The sequence below is a fragment of the Gemmata sp. SH-PL17 genome (genome assembly GCF_001610855.1).
Taxonomy (GTDB): Bacteria; Planctomycetota; Planctomycetia; order Gemmatales; family Gemmataceae; genus Gemmata; species Gemmata massiliana.
Genome location: NZ_CP011271.1, coordinates 3,168,858 through 3,187,777, shown reverse-complemented (window position 1 = coordinate 3,187,777; position 18,920 = coordinate 3,168,858). Strand labels below are relative to the sequence as shown.

Annotated in this window: 12 protein-coding genes and 1 pseudogene; 2 read left to right on the top strand and 11 right to left on the bottom strand. The window is 64.8% G+C overall.

The annotated features are described in order from the left end of the window. Positions 1–30: 30 nt before the first annotated feature. The 3 genes from VT84_RS13115 to VT84_RS13105 form a co-directional block, all read right to left on the bottom strand. Positions 31–903 (bottom strand): DNA-3-methyladenine glycosylase family protein, encoded by an 873-nt coding sequence (locus tag VT84_RS13115; RefSeq protein ID WP_052558309.1) that lies wholly within the window; start codon positions 901–903, stop codon positions 31–33. Between the two features lie 44 nt (positions 904–947). Further along, positions 948–1,448 (bottom strand): methylated-DNA--[protein]-cysteine S-methyltransferase, encoded by a 501-nt coding sequence (locus VT84_RS13110; protein WP_082839846.1) that lies wholly within the window; start codon positions 1,446–1,448, stop codon positions 948–950. Positions 1,449–1,691: 243 nt separating this feature from the next. Then, positions 1,692–2,570, bottom strand: coding sequence for a phosphoribosylaminoimidazolesuccinocarboxamide synthase (locus VT84_RS13105; RefSeq protein ID WP_082839845.1), 879 nt, complete (start codon positions 2,568–2,570; stop codon positions 1,692–1,694). Between the two features lie 150 nt (positions 2,571–2,720). Between VT84_RS13105 and VT84_RS13100 the strand changes: the two genes are divergently transcribed. Together VT84_RS13100 and leuS are read left to right on the top strand one after the other, a co-directional pair. Continuing rightward, positions 2,721–4,166: a WD40 repeat domain-containing protein gene (locus VT84_RS13100; protein ID WP_082839844.1), complete on the top strand. Its 1,446-nt coding sequence runs from the start codon at positions 2,721–2,723 to the stop codon at positions 4,164–4,166. A 216-nt stretch (positions 4,167–4,382) separates the two neighbouring features. Next, positions 4,383–7,184: a leucine--tRNA ligase gene (leuS, locus tag VT84_RS13095; protein ID WP_082839843.1), complete on the top strand. Its 2,802-nt coding sequence runs from the start codon at positions 4,383–4,385 to the stop codon at positions 7,182–7,184. Between the two features lie 186 nt (positions 7,185–7,370). On the opposite strand, the gene VT84_RS13090 is transcribed toward leuS, so the two are convergent. The 8 genes and pseudogenes from VT84_RS13090 to VT84_RS13055 form a co-directional block, all read right to left on the bottom strand. Next, complete coding sequence (locus VT84_RS13090; RefSeq protein WP_162271690.1) at positions 7,371–9,143, bottom strand: prenyltransferase/squalene oxidase repeat-containing protein; 1,773 nt, start codon at positions 9,141–9,143, stop codon at positions 7,371–7,373. Positions 9,144–9,236: 93 nt separating this feature from the next. After that, positions 9,237–10,394, bottom strand: a complete 1,158-nt coding sequence (locus VT84_RS13085) for an NAD(P)-binding domain-containing protein (RefSeq protein WP_082839841.1) — start codon at positions 10,392–10,394, stop codon at positions 9,237–9,239. A 168-nt stretch (positions 10,395–10,562) separates the two neighbouring features. Further along, a complete protein-coding gene (locus VT84_RS13080; protein ID WP_082839840.1) occupies positions 10,563–14,567 on the bottom strand; it encodes an FtsK/SpoIIIE domain-containing protein in 4,005 nt (1,334 codons plus the stop codon). A 66-nt stretch (positions 14,568–14,633) separates the two neighbouring features. Continuing rightward, complete coding sequence (locus tag VT84_RS13075; RefSeq protein ID WP_052558321.1) at positions 14,634–14,855, bottom strand: hypothetical protein; 222 nt, start codon at positions 14,853–14,855, stop codon at positions 14,634–14,636. Further along, positions 14,856–15,539, bottom strand: a complete 684-nt coding sequence (locus tag VT84_RS13070) for a hypothetical protein (RefSeq protein ID WP_082839839.1) — start codon at positions 15,537–15,539, stop codon at positions 14,856–14,858. It abuts the gene before it with no gap. A gap of 121 nt (positions 15,540–15,660) precedes the next feature. Next, entirely contained in the window at positions 15,661–15,933 is a 273-nt protein-coding gene (locus VT84_RS13065) for a WXG100 family type VII secretion target (protein ID WP_082839838.1), read from the bottom strand. 116 nt (positions 15,934–16,049) lie between these two features. Then, positions 16,050–17,243 carry a WD40 repeat domain-containing protein gene (locus VT84_RS13060; RefSeq protein WP_082839837.1) on the bottom strand — a complete coding sequence of 398 codons (1,194 nt, stop codon included), beginning with the start codon at positions 17,241–17,243 and terminating at the stop codon, positions 16,050–16,052. Positions 17,244–17,539: 296 nt separating this feature from the next. Beyond that, positions 17,540–18,832, bottom strand: a pseudogene (locus tag VT84_RS13055) (WD40 repeat domain-containing protein); the annotation flags it as partial. Positions 18,833–18,920: the final 88 nt, after the last annotated feature.

Here is an 18,920-nt window from a genome sequence, read left to right as displayed (position 1 = left end):
GTTGCAATTCCGGCTGTGGCCGAGCGCAATTTAGCGTTCGGTCACGGCCGGCTTTTGTTGCTGGGTCGCATCGAACCAGAGGTGCTGGGCCGCGTAGCCCCGGTACGGGCGCCATGTGTCCGAGAGCGTAGAATCGACCGCGCGTTTCAACACCAGATCAGACCCGGGCCAGGCATCCGGGTCTCGCAGCCCGCGCAGGGCGAAATATTCGACCGTCCACGGCCCGATTCCTGGTAGTGCGAGGAGTGTCGCGCGCACCACATTCCGATCGGGGTTGGTGAAGACCAATGCCCGGTCCGCGACCGCTCGTGCGATCCCGCGCAGTGCCCGCACTCGTTGGGTCGGCATCCCGATCGAACCCAAATCGCCGTCGGCAAGTACCTCTGGTGCGGGGAAAATGAGGTTCGGCGCCGCCGGATCGGAACTCGGCATGCGGTGCCCGAAGCGCGCGGTGATTCGTCCCATAATCGTGGTCGCGGCGCGCACACTGACCTGCTGACCGACGATCGTGCGCACGAGTAACTCGAAGTGCGACCAGGCGCCGGGAACCCGAAGGCCGGGCCGTGCTGCGACCAGCGCATTCATCCGCGGTTCGGTAGCGAGCGCGACTCGAATGGCTGCGGGATCAGCGTCTAAATCGAACATCTGGCGCAGGCGAACACGGATCACATCGGCATGTCGGGCGACAGGTCCGCGAACCGAAACGCTCAACTGATGCTGGCTCGCGTGCGGCGCGACGGTGATGATGCCCGTATCGCCGTCAATTTCCACAGCACGTGTGTAGCGCCCGTCTTCGACGGTTTCGGCGCCGGTCGTTAATCGACCGCTGAGATAGGTCAGGAAGAACGCCCAATCGAACGGCGGTGCGTAGTCCAGGTGCAGTGTAACGTCGGGCAGGGACATCCGGTATTCTCGTGAGAAGAACTGTACTCCGGGAAGTGTGCGTGCTAATTCGCCGCGTCGACGTCCGGTACGCCTTCCAGACGAAGTAACAGCGTCTTGGCCGCGAGTCCGCCCGCGTACCCGGTCAATTTGCCGGACGAACCGATTACGCGGTGGCACGGGCCGATGATCGAAATCGGGTTCTTCCCGTTGGCGGCGCCGACCGCGCGGGCGGAGGTGGGGTGCCCGATTTGTCGTGCGAGTTCCCCGTAACTGCGGGTCTCACCAAACGGAATGCTGAGAAGGGCCGCCCACACTTTCTGCTGGAACGGGGTGCCAACAAAATCGAGCGCGACCGAGAACACTTTCCGCGAACCCGCAAAGTATTCGGTGAGCTGTTGTTCCGCTTCGACGAGTACCGGGTGGTTTAGGTCTTCGGGGCCGGCATTAATGCGCACGCGAAGCGGATCGTCATTTTCCCAAAGAATTGCTGCCAGTCCCTTTTCGCTGCCGATGAGTTTGAGTTCGCCAATGGGAGACGGCATCGTTTTGTAAACGTAACTCATTGCGATTATCTCGCGCGAAGAGTGGCGGGTCCGCTGGGCGGCGGACAGGTGATTATGGATCTTAGTTCAGACGTGATCGTGAGTCTATGGCTCTTTGACGTGAACTCGCGATCAGATTTACTGCAAGAGGAGCCGGACTTGTGATGTGATTGGGATGTGGCGAATTTCGTGATTGCGCGGTGCGCGCGAGCCGTGATCGAATGATTGTTCACCCGATCACGGCCGATCTTTTGAATCGGGTGTTCAACTCTTTCCCGTGAGTCGGCTGAGCGCTTCTTGGTATTTGGCCACGCTGCGCGTCACCACAGCTTCCGGCAGAATCGGTGGAGGGCTGGATTTGTCCCAGTCCGTCGTTTCGAGCCAGTCGCGGACGAACTGTTTGTCGAACGAAACCGGCGAGGCCCCCGGCTGGTACGAGTCCTTCGGCCAGTAGCGCGAGCTGTCCGGCGTCAGCACCTCGTCAATGAGGATGATCTCGCCGCTCGGCAGCCGGCCCCACTCGAACTTCGTGTCCGCGAGGATGATTCCGCGCTTCTCCGCGAATTCGGCCGCCCGGCGGTACACGTCCAACGTCCGTGTTTTCAGCTCGTTCGCGGTTTCGGCACCGACGGCCTTCACCATTTGCTCGAACGAAATGTTCTCGTCGTGCTCGCCGTCTTCGGCCTTCGTCGCGGGCGTGAAGATCGGCTCCGGGAGCTTGCTCGCGAGCTGCAACCCGGGCGGGAGCGGGATGCCGCACACGGTGCCGTGGGTCTGATACTCCTTCCAGCCCGAACCCGCGAGGTACCCGCGTGCAACGCACTCCACCGGCACGACGGTCGTCTTCTTGACGAGCATCGCGCGCCCGGCGAGTTCGTCGCGCTGGAACGCGGGCGGCATTTGGGCGAGGTCCGCGCTGATGAGGTGGTTCGGTATGTTGAGTTGCTTCAGCCAGAAGAGCGTCAGCGCGGTGAGGATCGCGCCCTTGCCCGGGATCGGCGTGGGCAAAATGTAATCGAACGCGCTGATGCGATCGGTTGCGACGATGACGAGCTTGTCGCCGAGGTCGTATACGTCTCGCACCTTCCCGTGGCGCGGGGTGAATCCCGGTACCTGACTTTGCAACAATGGGTCTGCGGGCATGACAAAGAGGGGTTGGAGATGGGAACCGATTCACACGCGACACAGCGGTTTATTGTATGATCCGGGTTGCCCGCTCGTTGACCCTCGCGGTTCGCCAATTCACGGTCCGGACCGCGAGGGTCAACGAGCGGGCGTGTTCGCAGGGAAGTCATGCTCAAACACGAAACGAAGTTAGTCGCCCCGGACGCCTCACAAATCGTGTCAGCGCTTACGGCTGCGACCGCCGACGCGAACAGGCGGTGCCGCGCCCGGTTGCTCGGTGACGACCCCGCGAAGTGGCGGAAGTTCGCGCGGGCGGTCGCGGCGAAACCCGAGGGGTGGGATATGTTCCGGGGCGGGCGCGGGGGCGTGCCCGCGACCCAAGTTCTCGCTTCGTGGTGGACGGATGCCATCGGGCGCAAACACGTGGTCGTGCGCGGGCGCCGCGTCGAGCACGACGAAGCGAAGCGCCTGCTTCTGAAAGAGGAACTCGCCGCCCGCCCTCCGCTGTGGCACTCGTATCCCGAATACATCTGTCGGCGAACGGTGGCCGGCGCCGAGCAGTTGGTGTGTGCGTGCGGGTGCGGTGCAGTGGGCACGCACGATTCCCTGGGCTGGATGGGCGAAACGTGCGGCCCATGCTTCGACCGCAAGGAAGAACTGGGCGCGGCCGGTTTGCGCTCGAATTTGCCGGGAGTGCTGTACGGGGAACGCGAGCCGCTCGGTGGATTAGGAGCGCTGGCCTGCTCACCGGACGGGGACCGCGTCGCGGCTCGCGAGGGAGACGAACTCGTCTGTTACTGGGACATGCGCGCCCGGACCCCGCGAACCGTGATCGAATTTAGTGGTGGCCGGGTAACAGATGTGGCCCTCACCTCGGATAACCAGCGGTTGCTCGTCACGGGAATGGGCTATCCGGATACGCGGATCGGGCTATTAGCCGTATTCGACGTTACAACCGATCCCCCGCAGCGGATCGACGCGGAAGGCACAATCGTGGCGCCGGGATTGCGTATCGCCGCGCTACCCGACCCGGAACTGGCCCTTTTTCACCGCTGGGCCGGGCGCAGCGTCGCCGAAATCGTGCGGATTCCGTCCGGCGAAGTCGTTCGCTCGCTCGACCTGGACCCCGATTCCTACGGTCGGTTCGCTCTTTCGCAGGATGGCAAGCGGTTCGTCACCTGTGGAACCGTTCCCGTTGTGATCGAGGTCGATTCCTTGCGCCCGGTTGCGCGCCTGCCGATCGGAACGAATGTGGTGGCCTTTTCGCACGACGGGAAGCGTGTATTCGCACAAAACAACGGGCGGCTGGCTGCTTACGACTCCGTGACCGGTACCCAAATCATTTCCGTCAAAACGGACCGCGACCGTGTGCCCGATTACACGCGGACGCTCGCGGTCGACCCGGCCGGCGAGTTCGTGTTCGCGGGCAGTAACTATAACGGGCGGCTGTTCGTTGCGCGCGCCGACACGCTGAAATTACACGCGACGTTCGACTGGCACCTCGGACCGATCAACGCACTCACGATCTCCGCCGACGGCTCCCGCCTCTTCAGTGCCGGCGGCGACGGGTGCGTGAAGGTGTGGCCGATCCGCGCCCTCCTTCGCGGCACCTGAACGAACCCGCCGCTCCCGTCCCGCGTCCCTTATGGACGCGGATTTCCCCCGCACATAAGAAGTGGCTTCGGAACCTAACCCCCCTTACCCCCTTCCCTAAGAAGGAAGGGGGAGAAGCAAAGACAGAAGAGACTACGCGGTCGGTGCTTCCGTTCAAAGCCCCTCTCCGTTGAGGGGAGGGGTTGGGGTGGGGTTCTCTTTAGTGAAGGCCAAGCGATGCCGAGTTATCATCCCGCCGACGTCGAGCGCCGGTGGCAGCAGTTCTGGGAAACGAACAAGACGTTCCGCACGCCCGACCCCGGCGAACCGGGGACCGAGGGCAAACAGAAGTGCTACATCCTGGACATGTTCCCGTACCCGAGCGGCGCGGGGCTGCACGTCGGTCACCCCGAAGGGTACACCGCGACCGACATCCTGGCGCGATTCAAACGCATGAATGGTTTCCACGTGCTGCACCCGATGGGCTGGGACGCCTACGGGCTGCCCGCCGAGCAGTACGCGGTCGAGAAGAACGTTCACCCGCGTATCACCACGCGGAACAATATCGATACGTTCCGTCGGCAGATTAAATCTCTGGGCTTCTCCTACGACTGGGACCGCGAGGTCGACACCACCGATCCCAATTACTTCCACTGGACGCAGTGGATCTTCCTGACGATCTACGACACCTGGTACGACCCCATCGCGAAGAAGGGGCGGCCCATCTCCGAGTTGCCGATTCCCGATAGCGTGCGCAAACAGGGCGACGCGGAAATTCGCAAGTATGAGGACAGCCACCGACTCGCTTATCAAGCGGAAGTCCCGGTGAACTGGTGCCCGGCGCTGGGTACCGTGCTGGCGAACGAAGAAGTCATTGATGGCAAATCGGAGCGCGGCGGGCACCCCGTCGAGCGCCGGCCGCTGCGCCAGTGGCTGATGCGCATCACCGCTTACGCCGAGCGGCTGTTGGACGACCTGGAACCGCTGGACTGGTCGCACTCGATCAAGGAGATGCAGCGCAACTGGATCGGCAAGAGCGAGGGCGCAGAGGTGCGCTTCGCGCTGGCCGACAACTCGGCCAACATTACCGTGTTCACCACGCGCCCGGACACGCTGTTTGGTGCGACTTACATGGTGCTGTCGCCCGAACACTCGCTGGTGCCGAAGATCACAACCGCAAAGCAGCAGAAGGCGGTTCAGGACTACCAACAGGCCGCGAGCCGCAAGAGCGACTTCGAGCGCACGGAAACCGCGAAGAAGAAGACGGGCGTGTTCACCGGCGCGTATGCGATTAACCCGGTCAACGATCAGCGGATTCCGATCTGGATCGCGGACTACGTGCTGGCGACCTACGGTACTGGCGCGATCATGGCCGTACCGGGGCACGACGAGCGCGATTTCGAGTTCGCGAAGCAGTTCGGGCTGGCCATCGTTACCGTCGTGAAGCCGACCGACGAGTGGCTGAAGAAGACCGGGAGTTCGCTGAACGAGCTGCAAGAGCCGTACTGCGAGGAAGGCGTCGCCATCAACTCCGGCATTCTGGACGGCCTACCTACACTGGAAGCAAAGTCGAAGATCATTGGATGGCTGGAAGAGCGTGGCATCGGTACGCGGAGAGTCAATTACAAACTGCGCGACTGGCTGTTCAGCCGGCAGCGCTATTGGGGCGAACCGTTCCCGGTGCTGCACGGCGAAGACGGCAGTCTGGTCGCGCTGTCCGCGAGCGGGCTGCCGCTGGTGCCGCCCGATCTGGAAGACTTCAAGCCGACTGGCACGCCCGAAGGCCCGCTGTCGAAGGCGACGGATTGGGTGAACGTGGTGGTCGGTGGGAAGAACTACAAGCGCGAAACGAACACCATGCCCCAATGGGCCGGGTCGTGCTGGTACTTCCTGCGCTACATCGATCCCAAGAACGGGGCCGAGTTCGCCGATCCCGCGAAGCTGAAATATTGGCTGCCCGTGGACCTGTACGTCGGGGGCGCCGAGCACGCGGTGCTGCACCTGCTGTACGCGCGGTTCTGGCACAAGGTGCTGTTCGACCGCGGTTACCTGCCGTGCCCCGAGCCGTTCCAGCGGCTGGTGAACCAGGGCATGATCCTGGGTGAGTACGAGTACCACATCACCCCAGAAGCGCACGGTGCAAACAAGGCGAAGATCGCCGAACTGGGCGTCACCGCGGTTCACGTTCCGAAGAAGGAAGCGGACGACAAGGAGAGTTACGTACTGCGCGTTCCGGGTGCGGACAAGTCGCTGATCCCATTGTCAGATGAGTTGATCGAAAAGAGGAAGGGTAAGACGTACCTGAAGGGTACTGAAATCGATCTGGCGAGTAAGGCCGACAAGATGTCCAAGAGCCGCGGGAACGTGGTGAACCCGGACGACATCGTGAAGGAGTACGGTGCCGACAGCCTGCGCCTGTACGAGATGTTCATGGGGCCGCTGGAAGCGGTGAAGCCGTGGAACACCAAGAGCGTCGAGGGCGTGTACCGGTTCCTGACGCGGGCGTGGCGGTTGATCGTCGATGACGGCGAGGAGTTCAAACTGCACGCGGCCGTGAAGGATGTGGAGCCGGACCGTGACACGCTCCGCGTGCTGCACCGGACCATTCAGAAGGTCGGTAAGGACACCGAGGGGCTGAGCTTCAACACCGCGATCTCCGCGATGATGGAGTTCGTGAACCACGTGACCAAACTGGAGGCGCGCCCGCGTAGCATCCTCGACCCGTTCGTACTGCTGCTCGCGCCCTACGCGCCGCACGTTGCGGAAGAACTGTGGCGCGCGTTGGGGCACACGAACACGCTGGCCTACGAGCCGTGGCCGAAGTTCGATCCGGAGTTGGTGAAGGCCGACGAGATCGACGTGCCGGTGCAGATTAACGGGAAGAAGAAGACCGTGCTGAAGGTGCCTGCGGAGATCGACGACGCCGCGCTGGAAGCGACTGCACTGGCGGATGATGCGGTGAAAGCTCAGATTGCAGGCAAGACCGTGAAGATGGTGAAGGTCGTGCCGCGCAAACTGGTGAACATCGTCGTTGTGTGAGTTGCCACCTGTGGCACAGGGTATCGCGGAGCAACAGGGTGGTCACGGAGTCACAGGGCTCCCGCCCTGTGCTACGTCAGACGGCCCCTCCGGGGCGAAGACCAGAACCGCCAATGTCTTTCACGCCGCGAAGCGGCCGGCGTTCGTAGCACAGGGCGGAGCCCTGTGCATTCTTTTTTGTGCGATCTACATTTCCGCGAGTGTGTGTCGGTAGACCTTCGGGCCGTTCGTTTGGTGCCCGAGGTCGGTTCGCGTGAGCACTTTCGGGGCGTCTGCCGGCCGGGTGCGGTCGGTGAGGTAGCGGTCGAGTGCCATCACCGGGAAACACATCGGATGCAGTTCGCTCTTGAGTTTGCTCCCGGGGGCGAAGTCCGCACCGGTGAAGGCGTCTTCGGTCCACGCGCCGTCCGCGTGCTGCGTGCCGACGAGGAACTCCGCTCCCGCACGCACCTCGGCACTTTCGCCCTCATTAGCCGCGAGGAGGGCGAGCAGCGCCCAGGCGGTTTCGGACGCGGTCGCGTCGCCCCAACTGCCGTCCGCGTTCTGGGACTCCTTCAGCCAACGAACGGCCCGGCGCATCGGGATCGCGAACGTGTCGAACCCGGTCGCGTTTAGCCCGACGAGCACCTGACCCGTTGTCGCGAGCGGGTTCATACCCCAGCGCGTGCGCCAGTTACCACTCACTTCCTGATAACCGAGAAGGAACGTCACGGCCCTATCGACCGGTGGCTGCCCGGTGCGGAACCCGAAGTGACTGAGCGCTTCAAGGACGCACGCGGTCAGCGCGGGGCAACTCGGGTCAGCCTTTAGCCCGCGGTCGAACGCGGACCAACCGCCGTCGCGGTTCTGCATCGCGAGCAGGAAATCGATCGCGCGACACACCGCTCCGCAGCACGTTTCGCGCAGGGCGTGCCCGCTCCGCGCGAGCGCGACGAGTGCCAGAGCCGTACTTTCGGTGTCCGTGAACCCGGCGTTCCGAGTCTCGAAGTCCAGCAGCCACTGTGCGGCCGATTCTCCGCGCGCCGAACTGCTCACCGCGCCTACGCTCGATGTCGCGCTGAGTGACAACGCCGTGTCGCGCACGGGGGATTCGTATGGGCGCACCCGGAGTTGATCGCCTGTAGTCACACAGAGCGCTTCGAGTTGCTTCAGAGCCCAGCGCATTTCGCTATCTTCAGCAGGCACTTCCAGACACTTGAGCACGGCGGCGTTTAGTGCCAGCGCACGAAAATTCGTGCTGGGGCCGTCGATCGAGTACCGCGCGCGAATCCAGTTCACCGCAGCACGAACCGCGCGCCGGCGGATCGGCCCGAACCCGCGTCGCTCGGAGCGCATTTCGGGGGACCGGACGAACAATTCGCGGACTTGCATCGATTCGGGCAGAGTGGTGATTGGCTCGTGTGCGCGGACCACACCGAGTGCGACTCGCATCGGGCGCTCCCACGCGGACGTCGCGCCGATACCGCGGAGCCACTTCGGTAAGAGGACCGTTTCCACCGGCACAGACGGGCACGCAGAGTAGGGCAGTTGGCCGAGCATCGCGAGGTAGAATCGCGTGAGCGAATCGCTCGCCTCTGCTCCCCCGAGTGCGCGGATCGCATCGGCCGCGCGCCGCATATGCGGTTCGTCTTCTGCGTGGCCGGCGATCTTCAGCGCGAAATACGCCCGTACCGACGTGCCGACGTCGCCCCACGAACCGGTCGCGTGCTGGTGCTTGAGGAGGTAATTGGCGGCGAATGGGACGCGCGGGTCGTCCACGCGCCCGAGAAACGCGAGCAGGAGAACCAGTTCGGCACCGAGATTCTGATCGTCGTCGCGTTCGCCGAGCCAGTGCCCGTCCGGTTCCTGGCACGCGATCAGCGCCGCGCGCCCGCGCACAACGGTTCCGGCCAGTTCCTCGAACCAGGCCGTATCGCGCTCGGAGAGGGAAGTATCAGTGAGAAAATGCGGAGGCTTCACGGTGCGGAATCCTTTCCTGCCGTGTCGGTGCGGAAGGGCACTGAAATGTAGCGGATCGGAGCCCCCGGTCGCAAGGGCAACCGGGGCGTGCAATCACGCGGCCTTTTTCGCGTAGTGGTCGAGGCGCGCGTTGCCCGTGAGAGCGGCAAATACCCGGCGGATCTGGTCGAAACCGTCGCGCAAGAGGAACCCGGAGTTGCGCCCGTAACTCTTCGCGCCGAGGATGAAGTAGTTCGGCTCGCCGGTTTCGGGAAGGCCGATCGGATCATTCACGCGCAGCCCGTCACTGATGCGCAAATCGGCCCGGTAACCGACGTTGGCGATCACCCGCTCCACTTCCCACGACACCGGTTTGCCGTTACTCCGCCCGGCCACGCGGAACCCCTGATCCGGTCCGTGGCAGACGACCTCGTCGAGGACGGTTTGCGGGTGGAACTCCAGGTGGCCGTCGCACCGGGTCGCGAGCGAGTTCGCTTTGGTCGCGAGGCGGTCGCGCTCTTTCAGCGGGTCGTTGGGCATACGCGGGAGCGGTTGCCCGCGCGGGCCGCGCGTGAGCCAGAACACCCAGGTGTCGTTGGCTTCTTCCGCGAGCGTCGCGAGGGCACAAATGGCCGAGGCCGCGGAGTACCCGTCGCCCACGAGGACGATGCTCTTGTTCGCGTAGTGTGTGCGTTTTTCGCCCAGAATGTCTTCCAGCCCCCAGGCGATGTGCTGGCGCGCGGCCAGTTCGCCCACGGCGGGGATGTTGCCGTCGCCGAGGCGGTACGGCGTGATGTACGTGCCTGTACAGTCGAGCACGACGTCGGCCGTTTCGATGCGCTCCGTGCCCGCGCCGTCGCGCACGAGCAATCGGAACGGCAGCCGCTCCGCGACCTCTGATTTCTTCACGCTGGCCGCGCGCCCGACTTGGAGCACGGCCGCTTCGAGATTGAGGGATTCGAGGAGCGCTTCGGATTCCGCGAGCGGGCGCAGGTAGGCTTCGATGAACTCGCGCCCGGTGAGAATATCTGCTTCCGCGGGGATCGACCGCGACCCTTTTTCGCGTCGCACTTCGGTGAGGCCGAGTGTTGTCGCGTTCATGCCGAAGGGCGTGAACATTCGCGCGTGGCCCCAGCGCCGCACGTGCTCGCCGATCGGCCCACGATCGAACACCGTGACCGTGAACCCGCACGCCTTCGCGTACAGCGCCGCTTCGATTCCGATCGGTCCCGCACCGATGATCGCGATGCGGAGGGGGTGAGTTTTAAGCATGGCGCTTCTTCCTGGCGAACGGCGAACGTGATAAATGCAGAAGAGTTTTTGACAGGATCAACAGGATTTACAGGATGAAATCAAAGAGTTGTCGTTCTCTTGATCCTGTGAATCCTGTTGATCCTGTCAAAAACTCTTCTCTTCACACCACTGTTCATTGGGAAGAGCCTACACCCCAACCGGTTCCGGCTGCAACGTGAGTCGCGCGCGGAGCGCGTCGCACGCCGCGGTCAGCCATTCGTCCGTGGGCAGCCCGTAGGGGCGGAACTTCTCCGGGCGCTCCTGTTCGTCTTGCAGGTACAGCGCCCGGTGCCGGCCGAGCTTCGACGCGGTGGGGGCGTCCATGAGCGTGCTAGAATCGGTCGCGCTCATCTGGAACAGCACGCGCATCGCGAACTCGCGCAGCAGCGGTCGGTCGAACGCACGGTTCAGGTTCACGAGCGAATCGCACCACACGATCGCGTGGACCCCGGCGAGTGGGCCGTCGCGCAGGATCGTCGCGAGCCGCTCGGCGGGCGTCGGTTCGCGCTCTCCGCGGCGCCCGAAGCTGAAATCGTCGTCCGCTTTACGCAGCTCGCGGAGGCGGTGGATGCCGAAGATCAGCACGAACCGCGGTGTTCGTTCTGCCTCGCCCTTCTGTCGGCGCTCGATTTCGCTTGTGAGTTCGGCGAGCGCTGCGGGGAGGCCCATCCGGTTCGGGCAGGTCGCGTTCGGCACCCGCTCCGCGAACTTGCGGAGGTACTCGGCTTCGTCCGCGTCGTCGGGCGTACCGTCGAGAATGGTGAAGATCGAAGAACCTACCCCCCCATCCCCCCTCCCTGAAGGGAAGGGGGCGTTGGTGCTGGTGCTCACTGTGGTTGGGGACGTGCCTTCAAAGAGCGAAGCATCTGTCTCCCCCTTCCCTTCAGGGAGGGGGGATGGGGGGGTAGGTCGAACCAACTGTGCGGCGAGACTCAACACCGAGGACACGAACAGCGCGCGGGCGGCGTCTTCGCTTTGCCCGATCATCAGCAGGTTCGCACCGCCGTGGGCGCGGAACAGTGCGGCGGTCGGTTCCTTGATTGCGACCGGGTCGCCGAGCCACGCCGTGGGGACTTTGATCGGCGCGGGTTCCGCGAGTTGCTTCGACAGGGTGCGGTTGTTCGAGAGTACGGCCGACGTGTTCCCGCTGAACACGAGCGGGGCCGGCCAGCGGTCGCCGGCGCGCTTGTGCAGGTCTTCGAGTACCTGTTCGCGCTTCTCTTCCGCGAGCCACACCACCTGGAACGGGTCGTTCCCTTCCACGAGCCCGTTTTGGTCGTTGTAGATCGCTTCCCCCGGCCGCGAGAGCAACCGGGCCGCGGTGTTGTCTTTGCTGAGAATGAGTTGCGCGTCCGCGTCCGAACACTGCAGCGCGACGCGGACGGCCATTTGGTCGATGGTGCTGCGGGCGAGCGAGTACGCACCGCCGAGCGTTTGCGACCCGAGTAGCACGTGCAGCCCGAACGCCCGGCCCTGGCGCACGAGCCGGTCGAGCAGGAGGGACGCTTCCTGGGCGAGTTTGTCGTCCTCCGTGAAGAACGCTTGGAATTCGTCGATTACGAGCAAGATGCGGGGTGTTTTCTCGTCCGGCTTCGCGGCGCGGTAACCGGCCAAATCGTTCACGCCCGTGTCGCGGAACTTTTCACCGCGCTCTCGCAGGATACCGTCCAATCGTTGGAGCACACTTAAACCGAACTCGCGCTCGCTCTGGATCGCGACGACGCGCGCGTGCGGCAGGCGGTAGGTCGCGTACCACTGGAACTCGACACCTTCCTTGAAGTCGATGAGGTACAGTTCCGCTTCGTCCGGGCTGTACGTGAGCGCGAGGTTCGTGATGAGCGCGTGGAGCAGTGTCGACTTACCGGACCCGGTCTTCCCCGCGATGACCGCGTGTTGGGCGGTGCCGCGCCCGAGCGAGAAGAGTTGCTTCCGCGTCGCACCCGCGCGCCCAACAGCCACTTCAAAGCCCTTCGCGGCATTACCGGTCCACACGTCGCCGGGTTTCGGTGCGATGTACTCGAACGGCACCTCCACGCGGACCGCTTCCTTGCTCGCCTTGCCGATGCGCTGAACGAGTGTGGCCACGGTCGCGGGTTCCGGTGGCTTGTCGAGCGCGGGCGGGAACGGCGCGAGCACCGGGTCTTTCGGGACGAATCGGCCCTCTTTCCACGCGAGCGTGTAACTGGCTGCTTCCAGATCGGCGAGATTGAAGTCGCGCGGCATCGTCGCCTTCGTGTCCGCGGTCACGAGTACGCAGACGCCGCACGACGGGCCGCTGTTCGCGAGGCTCACGAGGCGCTTCGCCGCTTCGGGTGTGAAGTTGTTCGGGAAGTTCGCGACCACCAGCACACGGTACGGCTCAGCCACTTCACCCGCGGCCTTGTTGTACTCTTCGATCGACTTGTACTGGTTGCGCAGGTACTTCTGGATCACGCTCGCGGTGTGGTCGGTGAGGTCCATTAGGCGCTGTTCGATGTCGCGCGGTTCGGTCCAGATTTGCGACGTGACCAGCTTCTCGTCGTGGTCCGCGAGGTGCATGAACGCGGCGAAGTTGTCGCCGAGGCTGACGGGATCAACGATGGTGAACCGCACCTTGCCCGGCGGCAGCCCCGTGAGGAACCGGAGCATCATCGACTGAAGCGCCGAGACGCCCGCGGCCCGTCCCTCGTCGCGACAGCGCAATAACACGGAGCACTTGTCGGGGAATGGGAGGTACGCCGGGACCGCGCCATAAAGGGTCGCGGGTGGCGCGAGGCGCTCGTCGGTGGGAACCGCGTCGGTGATGGCGTTCAGGTCGACGTTGATTTCGCCGAACCGCACCCCGGCCGGAACCTGCGTCGCGAGCGCGCGCGAGGGCGTGAACTCGTCCCATGTGGGGAACGCCGAGGTGCCCGCGGTCCGGAGTTCGCCAAATGTACCTGCGACTTCACCGGTTGTGGTGGTCCAGCGCCCCGCCATCGCGTTCCACGCATCGTCGCGGACGGCGGTCGCGGTGGCCATCTTCTCGTTAAACGATTGTTCGGCGGCGCTCAGTTCCGCACCGAGGCGGTTCTCGACTTCGGCCTTCTTCGAGGCGTGAGTCTCGTCGGCTGCGCGCGTTTCGTTGGCCCGATTGCGCCGGATGCGCTCGGCCCCGATCGCGAAATCCGAATCGATCCGGACCAGTTCCTCCTCGAACTGCTTCTTTTGGCCGGCCAGTAGTGGGAGGTAGTATTCGTCCGTTTTCTGCCGCTCGCGGGCGTGTTTGTCACGCAGTCGCTTGATTTCGGCCACGAACTCAGAGGAGGCGTACTCGGACAGCAACTGGCACGAGCGAGTGGACTCCGCGAGGCGCTCCGCAATCACCTTGCCCTGCCGAACGGTAGAGTGCCGGCCGAGCGAGCGGATCAGGAGCCACAGTACCAGTCCGAGTACAACCCCGATGCCCGCGGTGGCGGGAAGAGCGGTGTCCGCGGGGAGGAACGAGAACGTGCTCGCGCCGATGCCGGTCGCGAGCGCGAGGAAAAAGAGCAGACCACTGAAGCGACCCAGTCCGGGCAAGCGGCTCGCACGCAGTTTCGTGATACTCTCTTCAGCGGCGGCGAGCCACTTGTTCATTCGCTTGATCGGGTCGTCGTCCGTCGGCCCAGGGAGGTCGCCCGCGAACTCGACTTCCGCGCGCGGGACGCGACCGCGTTTGAGCAGCGGTTCGGCCTCGGCCCAGAGCGCGTCCACCTGTTCGCGCCCGGCGGCCGCCTTGCGCTGGAGCGTGTCGAGTTGCTCCTTCGCGGTCTTCTCGCCCGCCTCGTACAGCGTGTTGTGGCTCCAGATCTGTTCGTCGTACTTGGTCTGGCCGTTCTTTTGTGCGGTGTTGAACCGGTCCGTGGTCAGCTTCCGGCGGTCGTCGCGGTTGCGCTCGTTGGTGACCTGTTCGGCGGTGAACGTTCTCGCCAAGCGCTCTTGTGTGGCGGCGTGTTCGGCGCTCAGTTCGCCGAGTTCTTTTTCGAGTGCCGCGGCGTGGGCCTTTCGCGCGCGCGTCACCTCGCGCTCGGCTTTTTCACTCGTGGTCTGGAACGCGGCGGCGAGTTCGGCCTCGGCCCCGGCCCGCGCGCGGGCGGCGTCGGAAAGGCGCGCGAGGGCGGTCCGTTGGCGATCGAACAAGTTGTCGGACATGGCGGCACCGTAATCGGGCGAAGAGATCGTGCGCACGATAAACGCGGAAATGAGAACCCGGGAGACTTACGACCCGAACTCGCACTCCTGGCGGATCTGGGTGAATAGGACGGCGAGCTGGTCAATGGCCCGCAGCGCGTCGCTCACGGCGCGGTCGAGCGGTTCGACGACGCGCTCCTCGTGCTCCTGGTGGACCGCGTCGTCCCACGAAGTGAACGTTTCGTTCCACTTCGCGCGGGCGGTCTTTTGCGCGTCGTAAATCTGGCTGCGCGTGGCACCGAATCGCATTTAAGCTCCCTCCCGCGTGCCCTCTGCCGCTGGGGGAAGGGGCGGTTGTTTTTCCAACCCCTCCCCAACCCCTCCCCTAAGCGGAGAGGGGCTTAAAACCGCCGACTGGACCGCGTCTTCTGTGCTTGATTCTTCTTCCCCCTTCCCTTTAGGGAGGGGGGCCGGGGGGGTAGGTACTCCAGACGTACTCGGTCCCGGGGCATAGTCCGGACGCAGGCCGGCGTAGCTCTCGAGTGCCCCGATGCGGCGCGTTACTTCGGTCAGTGCGTTGGGGAGATCGGCTTCGAGTATTGATTTGAGCCGGCGCGACGGCCCCGTGAACATCTCGTCGATCATTTTGGGCAACCGCCCGATCCACCGGCGCACGGTTTCGACCTTCTCTTCCGCGTGCTCCTGTCGCGCTTTCGCGAGGCGCAGGGCTTTCTCTTGCACCGTGCAGTCCGGGTCGCGCCCGTCCCACGTCGGGAACTTGCGCTGGGCCAGTTCCGCCTTCGCGCGCACGACCTCCTCTTCGCAGTCGCGCACGGCCCGCTGCCAGCGCGCGAGTTGCTCGCCGAGCCAGTCGAACGCGCGGCGGATCTCGAGGTCCACGCCGGCCATCGCCTCGCTCAGCCCGTCGCCGTAATTGGTGAGGGCCGCGTGCCAGTCAACAACCGCGGCGATCGAGCGGACGTCTGCGGACATGGGTCGGCTTCCGTCGAAAATCGGGCGGGTTGAGTCGAAGGTCGCCAAGTCGAAAGGTCCGAAAGTCACAAGTGAGAGGTCTTCGACTCGATGACTTTCGACCTTACGATCCGGGACGAGGTTATCGTTGAGACAGGTACTCTTCGATCCGCTCGGCCTTGCGGAGCAGGAACGGGATGTGCTCACCGGACACTTCCAAGAAGCGCTCCAGGACTAGCATCGTGGCTTCAAATTCCTGCCGGAAGCGGTCGTGTTCCTGGTCGCGCCAACTGTCGCCGAGGGCCGTGAGCTGGCCGTGTAACCCAGCGAGGGCGGACTGCATATCGGCGTTGAACCGCTTCAAGTTGCTGGCGAACCGCCGCACTTCGGCAGGGTCCACTATGGCCTGCGACATGGCGCGAACTCCTTCGTGCGAATGACGTGTGGGGCCGAAAGCGGCTATTCCATAATACCACGGCCGCGCCAAATGTGTTGGCGCGGCCGCGGGGTTTCATGTTTGGTGCGGGCCGGTTACGGCAGTTCGAGGACATAGGCGGTGCCGTCGGCGTTAGCGGTGACGACGGACTTGCCGTCGGGCGTGTAGGTCGCACCGTTGATGGCGACCGGCACGGTCCACGAGCGCAGTTCGGTGATCTGCTTGTTTTTGAACTCCGTCAGCGACCACACCTTGATTTCGCGGTCGTTGCTGATGGTGGCGAAGGTCTTGCCGGTCGGCGACACGATCAGCGCCCGCACACCGGTCTTGTGGGCCTTGCCGTCCGCGATCGTCTCCCGTTTCTCGATATCGCCGACCTTCACCGAGCCTTCCGCGTCTGCCCCCACGAGATACTTTTTGTCCGGCGTGACGCCCAGGTCCGCGAAGCTCTGTTGGAACAGCGCCCAATCGCCCTTGATGCGCTCCTTGGTGGCCATGTCGAAGATGCGGACCGCGCCGGCGTCGTCACCGGCCACCACCCACGTGAGGTCGGGCGTGAACGTGGCCGAGCGAACATCGCGGCCCCGGTCGGGAACGGACACGAGCGGCTTGCCCTTCGCGTCGTACAACTCGTAGGTGTTGTTCTTCTTGTCGCCGACGGACTGTCGGGACGCCCACGCGCCGACCTTCGAGCCGTCGAGCGTGGCCACCACCGTGTACACTTCGCCGGTCGGCACCGCTTCACCCGCACGCGGCGGGGTGGTGCCCCAGAAGTGCAGCCGGCCGACGGTGCCGGTGGGGACGCGCCCGCCCATCACCACGCCGTCGTTGCCCAGGAACGCGAGCGCGAACGGGGTGTCCGCGTTGCCCACGAGCGTGGCCACTTCTTTGCCGGTCGCGATGTCCCACACCTTGATCGTCTGGTCCGTGCCGGCCGTGGCCGCGAATTTCCCGTTGGGGCTGACGGCCACCGCGTTCACGGCGAGCATGTGCCCGCCGGCCGCGCTCGCACTGTCCAGCGGGGGAAGCTCGAACACGCGGAGCGTGTTGTCCTTTTCCGAGGCGCCCGACGCGAGGAAGCGCCCGTCCGGGCTGAACGCGACCGACGTGACCCAGTCCGTGTGCCCGCGCAGCCCGCGGACCTCGGTCTTGGTCTGCACGTCCCACACTCGCACCACGCCGTCGGCACCGGCCGCGGCGACGAAGCGCCCGTCCGGGCTAAAGCAGACCGTGGATAGCGGGGAGAAGCCGGTCGCGCTGTTCGGTACGACCTGGCCCTCGAACTTCACGAGTTGGGCCAGGGCACCGTTGTCACCAACGGACCAGATGCGCAGCGCCCCGTCACCGCCGACGCTGGCGAGCCGGCTCCCGTCCGGGCTGTAGCAGACGCAGGTGGTCCCGGCGATGTGCGCGCTTTGTGCGGACAGTTCCTTGGGCGTGCCCCCGAGATATCGATAACGGCCAGTCCGCCGTCCGCGATCCCGACCGCGGCGTGCTTGCTCCCCTTACGGATCGAAACGGCACACGCGGCCTTTCGCGACGCCCATTTCCACACTTCTTTGCCCGCCGGGTCGAACCCGCGAACGGTCGCGTCGGCCGAGCCGGACACGATCAGGGTGCCGTCCTCGTTCGCCGCCACCGCGAGCACCGCCAGGTTGTGACCGGGCAGTTCCTTTGCGACCTTCTTGGCGCTCACGTCCCACACCTTGACCACTTTTTCGCCCCCGGCCGCAACGAGCTGGTTGCTGTCCGGGAGGAACGCGAGCGCGGTCATCGGGGCGCTCGCGTCGAGGGTCGCTTCCAGCTTGCCGGTTTCTGGGTCGTACACGCGGATCTTCTTGTCCGCGCCGGCCGCGGCCACGCGCTTCCCGTTCGGGGCGACCGCGACCGCCCACAGCGACTCCGCGGACTCCTTCATGGCCCGGTGGTCGTCCACGGCGTTCAGATCCCACACGCGCACGGCCCCGTCCTCGGACCCGGACGCGACCTGCTTGCCGTCGCCGCGCACGGCCACGGCGGTGGCCTTCGTCATGTGCCCCTGGAACGACCGGAGCTGCTTGCCCGCGGTCACGCCCCACACGCGCACGGTCTTGTCGTCGCCGCTCGTTACAAGGAACTTGCCGTCGGTGGTCACGGCCAGACCGGTCACCGTGCCCGAGTGCCCGACGAACTCGCGGAGCTTGGTCGCGGTGTTCCCGACGCTCTCTCCGTCCGGTCCCGGGCCGGCGGTGAGGCGCACCTTGCCGTCGTGTCCGCAGGAGAACACGCTCGCGCTGTCGCTGCTGAACGCGACGCCCAGCACCCCGCCCGTGTCTACGCCCTGCACGCCCATTGCGAGCTGGTTCCCCTTGCCCCCCGGCACGTATACCCCGATCTGCGAGTTGCTGTCGCCGATCGCGACCAGTTTCCCGTTCGGGCTGAACGCGACGCGCTCGATGCGGACGTTGCGCGACGGGCTGGTGTAGACCGCCTTCGCGGTGCCGAACTCGATCACGCGCAGGACACCGTCCTCGGAACCGATCGCGAGTTGCTTCCCGTCCGGGCTGAACGCGAGCGCCTTGATGGGCTTGTCCGTCTTGCCGAGATTCACGAGCGTCTTGATGGGTTTGCCCGTGGTCGGTTCCCAGGTGTGGACCTGGTTGCCGCTCGACGACACGATCACATTTTCCTTCGGGTGGAACACGACGTCCGTGGCCCCGAGGACGTTGGTGCTCGCGCGGGTCGGGTCGTCGGGCTGGTCGACGTGCCCCCGGTAGGTCGCGACCTCGCGCCCGTTACCGAGATCCCAAACTTTTACGATGAAGTCGCGGCTCGCGGACGCCACGAACCGTCCGTCCGGGCTGTACGCGAGCGCGTTCACGCGGTCCGCGTGGCGCATCCGGGACTCGCCCAGAACGCGCGTGACGTGTTGCGGTAACCCCGGGGGCAGGTACGGCAACTGCCAGCGCGCGTCACGCAGGTGCCGA

Coding starts and splice junctions, on each gene's coding strand:
- VT84_RS13075 (WP_052558321.1), bottom strand. CDS start 14,855: ATGCGATTCGGTGCCACGCGCAGCCAGATTTACGACGCGCAAAAGACC.
- VT84_RS13115 (WP_052558309.1), bottom strand. CDS start 903: ATGTCCCTGCCCGACGTTACACTGCACCTGGACTACGCACCGCCGTTC.
- VT84_RS13065 (WP_082839838.1), bottom strand. CDS start 15,933: ATGTCGCAGGCCATAGTGGACCCTGCCGAAGTGCGGCGGTTCGCCAGC.
- VT84_RS13110 (WP_082839846.1), bottom strand. CDS start 1,448: ATGAGTTACGTTTACAAAACGATGCCGTCTCCCATTGGCGAACTCAAA.
- VT84_RS13080 (WP_082839840.1), bottom strand. CDS start 14,567: ATGTCCGACAACTTGTTCGATCGCCAACGGACCGCCCTCGCGCGCCTT.
- VT84_RS13085 (WP_082839841.1), bottom strand. CDS start 10,394: ATGCTTAAAACTCACCCCCTCCGCATCGCGATCATCGGTGCGGGACCG.
- VT84_RS13100 (WP_082839844.1), top strand. CDS start 2,721: ATGCTCAAACACGAAACGAAGTTAGTCGCCCCGGACGCCTCACAAATC.
- VT84_RS13070 (WP_082839839.1), bottom strand. CDS start 15,539: ATGTCCGCAGACGTCCGCTCGATCGCCGCGGTTGTTGACTGGCACGCG.
- leuS (WP_082839843.1), top strand. CDS start 4,383: ATGCCGAGTTATCATCCCGCCGACGTCGAGCGCCGGTGGCAGCAGTTC.
- VT84_RS13105 (WP_082839845.1), bottom strand. CDS start 2,570: ATGCCCGCAGACCCATTGTTGCAAAGTCAGGTACCGGGATTCACCCCG.